2 protein-coding genes and 4 pseudogenes are annotated in these 5,029 nt (G+C 67.2%); 5 read left to right on the forward strand and 1 reads right to left on the reverse strand.

Features of this window, described 5'->3' with window-relative positions; all coding sequences use genetic code 11:
* Positions 1-345: pseudogene (locus FCI23_RS53890) on the forward strand (cbb3-type cytochrome c oxidase subunit I); the annotation flags it as partial.
* Positions 346-1,938: 1,593 nt separating this feature from the next.
* Positions 1,939-3,178 (forward strand): annotated as a pseudogene (locus FCI23_RS53905) (IS110 family RNA-guided transposase).
* An 88-nt stretch (positions 3,179-3,266) separates the two neighbouring features.
* On the opposite strand, the pseudogene FCI23_RS62060 reads toward FCI23_RS53905, so the two are convergent.
* Positions 3,267-3,347 (reverse strand): annotated as a pseudogene (locus FCI23_RS62060) (integrase core domain-containing protein); the annotation flags it as partial.
* A gap of 187 nt (positions 3,348-3,534) precedes the next feature.
* Here FCI23_RS62060 and FCI23_RS64520 point away from each other — a divergent pair.
* The 3 genes and pseudogenes from FCI23_RS64520 to FCI23_RS53920 form a co-directional block, all read left to right on the forward strand.
* Positions 3,535-3,816 (forward strand): annotated as a pseudogene (locus FCI23_RS64520) (transposase domain-containing protein); the annotation flags it as partial.
* Between the two features lie 52 nt (positions 3,817-3,868).
* Positions 3,869-4,441 carry a hypothetical protein gene (locus FCI23_RS62065; protein ID WP_246144905.1) on the forward strand — a complete coding sequence of 191 codons (573 nt, stop codon included), beginning with the start codon at positions 3,869-3,871 and terminating at the stop codon, positions 4,439-4,441.
* 148 nt (positions 4,442-4,589) lie between these two features.
* Positions 4,590-4,802, forward strand: coding sequence for a hypothetical protein (locus tag FCI23_RS53920; protein WP_136731513.1), 213 nt, complete (start codon positions 4,590-4,592; stop codon positions 4,800-4,802).
* Positions 4,803-5,029: the final 227 nt, after the last annotated feature.

Genomic DNA, 5,029 nt, shown 5'->3' on the forward strand with positions numbered 1-5,029 from the left:
GCGCGGCCGCCTTTGGCTGGTTCGCCTACGCGCCGCTCAACGACGTGGTCCACTCGCCGGGGATCGGCGGCGACATGTGGATCATGGGCCTGGCCTTCTCCGGCTTCGGCACCATCCTCGGCGCGGTCAACTTCATCACCACGATCATCTGCATGCGCGAGCCCGGCATGACCATGTTCCGGATGCCGTTCTTCACCTGGAACGTTCTGCTCACCGCAGTGCTGGTGCTCATCGCGTTCCCCGTGCTCGCCGCCGCTCTGCTGTTTGGAGGCAGACCGGAAATTCGGGGCACACGTTTTCGACGCCGCCAACAGCGGACCGTGGTTGTGGCAGCACTTGTTCTTTCCTGATAGACCCCTCGCGGATCAGGCCGTTCCGACCGTGACAGCAGCAGGAGGAGCCGGAGGAAGATCAGATAGAGCATGCGCAACGCCATGCGGTGCGAGCCTGCCATGATCGGGCGGAGACGCAAGTGCCTGATCAGACCCGGTGCGGAGTTTCGGCACCCTTCAGGCAGCTGAGCCGCCTCCCGCCGACCGCGGCCTCGGTGATCCGGCCCTCACCGACCTCGCTGTGAGCCATCGCTGCGGCGCCGCACGCCGACCCGGGAGCTTCACCCGGATCCTCCATGTGCATGCGCTCATGTGCATGCGCTGCGCACCTGGGGTGCATGCAAACATGCAGTCCCCGGTAGTCCGCCCCGATGCCATGACTTTCAGCCGTCACTGAAAGCTCTGAGACCGAGAGAGCTGCCGGGGGCCTGGCCAGAGCCAACGGGCTAGTCACGCGAGTCGGCGAACGTCTCCACCGACAGTGCGACTCGCTCCGGTTTTCTGGTGTATTGCAATTATCCTCCCCATTTACTATGAGTCAAGGGCTTTCTTCTCCCTTCCCAGTAAAAATCCGGTTTCCCGCCACTACAGCGACTCCGCTGGTTGAGGCGCAGCCATCAGACCCACAGCGCCTCGGCGAACGTCACGCCGTCGTGACCTTCGGCGCCACCAAGGCCGTCACCGACTTCTTCGCCGACACCTTCTGCGACCGCTACGGTCGCAAGCCCGTACTGGTCACCCGCTGACTGATCGCCCTGCCGGTGCCGGCCATGCTGATCTGGGCACCCTCCTGAGGCTGGGTGGTCTGCGCCGGCCGCGCCACTTCCGCACCAGGCAGAGCGGTATCCCACGGTCAACAGCGGGCAGCAGCCGTAACGCGAGCAACCACCCATCGCCCAGCAAATACACCGCCCGAGCTCCGCATACACCGAGCAAGGCCCCCTGTGATTCCCAAGCTCAGATTCACGTCACCCGCTCCAAAAACGAAGGCCCAGGCCAGGGACGTGATCCCCAACCTGGGCCGTTGTGTTGTCTAGACCGATTCAGGCACCGCGCACCGCCTCCTCCATTTGCGGGTGCCGATTATTACGTCCGGGCAGGTCAGGCCGCGTGTGCGTGCTGGTGAAGGATGCCACCGAGTCGGTCACGTCGATGGATGTCCAGCCGGTCGAGTCGGTCGGGGTTGGTGATCGGTTCGGGGGCCGGCCGCAGGAGTGCTGCGCTGTGCAGGTCCGGTGGGGACGATGCTGGTCGTAGAACACTTCGAACTCGGCGAGTGCGTGGAGCAGGTGGGGGAGGTTCCAGATCAGCAACCCAGTGCGGCTTCGCCGCACGCCGGGGGGCGGGTAAATCTGTGGGTGTGCGCCGGTGATGCCTCGGTGAGCCCTGGTGGCGGCTGTTGAGGGCCCGGGACCATGCGATTGCCGTTCCGGCCGAAACCGTTGACCCTGTGGTGCCGCCAAGCCCGTAGATCAACATGGTGCTGAGGACCGTCCACGGGAACCGTGGAGTGTTGCCGAGTGCACGAGCGTTAGATTCCTGATCCACCCTGGTCCTCCCGGAACGGCGTACTCCTTCATCCTTCACCCAGTGAGAGGAGCAGGCCGTGGACATCCTCCACGAACGCTGTGCGGGCCTGGACATCAGCAAGAAGGACGCCAAGGTCTGCGTGCGCACGCCCAACGCGCGACGGCGCGGGACCTTCACCACCGAGACGACGACCTGGGCCTGGACCACCGAGGCGATCCTGGACCTGCGCGAGCACCTGATCGACGCGGGGGTCACGCTGGTGGTGATCGAGGCGACGTCGGACTACTGAAAGCCCTTCATCCACCTGCTGTCCGAGGGCCTGGATGTGATCCTGGTCAACGCCCGCGATGCCAGGAACCTGCCCGGCCGCAAGACCGACGTCTCCGACGCCGCCTGGCTGGCGCAACTGGGTGCCCACGGGCTGCTGCGGGCCTCGTTCGTGCCGGACGAGCCCGTGCGGGAACTGCGTGACCTCACCCGTGCCCGCACCCACGCCACCCGCGAACGCGCCAAGGTCGCCCAGCGGCTGGAGAAGCTGCTGGAGGACACCGGTATGTCGTCGGTGGCCTCCGACATCATGGGCGTCTCCGGGCGGGCGATGCTCGAAGCCCTGATCGCCGGCGCGCGCGACCCGGAACAGTTGGCGGACCTGGGCAAGGGCCGGATGCGCAACAGGATCCCCGAGCTCACCGAGGCGCTGACCGGGCGTTTCCGCGAGCACCATGCCTTCCTGGCCCGGCTCTACCTCAACCAGTACCACCAACTCACCGCCACGCTGGAGAAGCTGACCGGCCGGATCGGGGAGGCGATGGCCCCCTTTCGTGACGTGCTCGACCTCCTGGACACCGTTCCCGGCATCAGCCGAGCCGTCGCCGAAGTCGTCGTCGCCGAGACCGGAGGCGACATGAACCGCTTCCCCACCGCCAAGCACCTGGCCTCCTGGGCCGGGGTCTGCCCCGGCCACCACGAGTCCGCCGGCCGGTCCAAAAACACCAAGGTCAGGCCCGGCAACCCCTACCTCAAGGGTGCCCTGGGGCATCGCCGCGATGGGAGCCGCCCGAACCAACGGCACCTATCTGCAGGCCCGCTACCGGCGCCTCACCTCCCGGCACGGGGTCATGAAGGCCCTGGTCGCGGTCGAGCACTCGATCACCACCGCGATCTGGCACATGCTCACCACCAACAGCCCCTACCACGACCTCGGCGGCGCCTACTTCGCCCAACGCGACCCCGAACGCTCCCCCCGACGCACCATCACCCAACTCAACCAGCTCGGCTTCACCGTCACGCTCAACCCGATCGGCAACGCCGCCTGAACGAACACACCCCGAACCGGCAGCCAGCCCTGGCCACCGGACACGTCCGCCTGCCCGAAACCCGCCTGAGCTGGACTTATTTACGCGTTAGGGTGCGGTCGAGCAGCTCGTGTCTGCAGGTCTGCACCCAGCGTTCCATGATCGAGTTCATGCGGGGGACGCGGATGCCCAATGCCGGGAGGTTGAAGGGGCGCGGGGTTTGTCAGGCGGTCCGGGTAGATCCGGGCTTTCGGGAACAGGCCCACAGGACCTTCGGTAGTTGAGGTTGTCGACCATGGCAGCCCAGTACCGGAGGTTCTGTTGCCGGATCAGCTTGGCACAATGACGCTGACTCAACCATCACTGCGGCAACGGGCTTGTCCGCTCCGGGGCATCTTGGGGCACTGACCCGGTTTGCTCCCTTCGAGTTGGTGGACGACATCCTTGAGCGTCTGGGGCGGCGTGGCCGTGGAGCAGGGGTGCCGGGGCGGGTGGCGGTCTACTTCGAGCTGGCGCTCGCCTTGTTCCCGGAACGGTCGTACGGACAGGTCTGGGACACCCTGATCGGGGCGTTGCGCCAAGCGGGTTACCAGGTCCGGCAGTTGACCGGGACAGGCCTGGCCGACGTGCGGCGGCGGATCGGACCGGACCCGCTGCGGGAAGTCTTCGAGGCGGTGGCCGTGCCACTGGGCCGCCCGCGCACTCCTGCCGGTGTGCTACCGGGGACTGCGAACGCTAGCTTTCGACGGCTGCAGGTCCACCCGGGTCCCGGAGAGCGAAGACAACGTCTCCTGGCTGGGCCGGCACAAGATCGCGGCCGACACGGTGACCGCCTATCCCCTGCTGTCCGTACTCGCCCTGGTGGAGACGGGCACCCGCGCCCTGGCCCGGCGCGGTGGTCGGACGGTGCGCGGAGAGGTCGGTGCCGCGCTGGAACTACTCGGACACCTCGGCCAGGACATGCTGGTGCTCGCCGACCGCGGCTTCGACGCCGATGAGTTCGTCCGCTCCGTCCACAGCACGGACGCCGCCCTGCTGCTACGGGTGTCCTCCAGTCGGGAGCCGGCCGTCCTGCAGGTCCTGGAAGACGGTTCCTACCTGTCGGTCATCGCCGGAGTCCCGGTGCGTGGCCGCCCTGGACACCCGGCGCCACGCGGAGTCTCGCCTGAGACCGGAGGCGTTCCCGCAGCGGCGCACAAAGCCGCTCGTCCCTTCGTAGTCCGCCAAAGCCCGCCGCTGGCGCCCTACCGGCACGTCGCATACAGTCGCATGCGGTCGCAGTGAGTAACCTCTACCGAGGGTGGGGCCTTGCGTGCCTGTGGGCCGCCCGCAGCCCAGGAGGCGGGTGCTACGGGTGCGGGACCGGCAGCCCATAGCACCCGCCCGGGAGTCCTTCGAGCCGACTTTTCACATCTACGCGGAAGGATCACGGATGCCACCCGTCGGATCGCTGGAAAACCTGCTTCGCGCCATCGTTGAGCAAACCGCTCACGGCCTTCTCACAGTCGACCCGCACGGCGGCCAGGGCCGCTTCCGGCGCGATGCCGCACAGGCGGCCGCCGAGGCCACCGCAGAGCGACACGAGCGCGAGGCAGTGTCCATCTGGCTGACCGACCACGGCACATCTGGGCCGCCGCATCCGTGAGACTGCAGATGCCCAGGACCACCTGCGGGTGCCGGCCGAGCCTAAGCCCGAGGTCGAGCCCCTTGCCCGCGATCACCAGCAGCGGGACGCCGTCGGCGGTGTACCGCATCGCCGCCTGATAGATCGTGGTCTGCTCGCCGCCGCTGTTCGACGGCTTCACGAACTGGATCATGCCGCTGCAGATCGGCGCGCCCGATGTGGCGTTCCCACGGCTGAACATGCTCGCC

Source organism: Actinacidiphila oryziradicis (assembly GCF_005047355.1).
Taxonomy (GTDB): Bacteria; Actinomycetota; Actinomycetes; order Streptomycetales; family Streptomycetaceae; genus Actinacidiphila; species Actinacidiphila oryziradicis.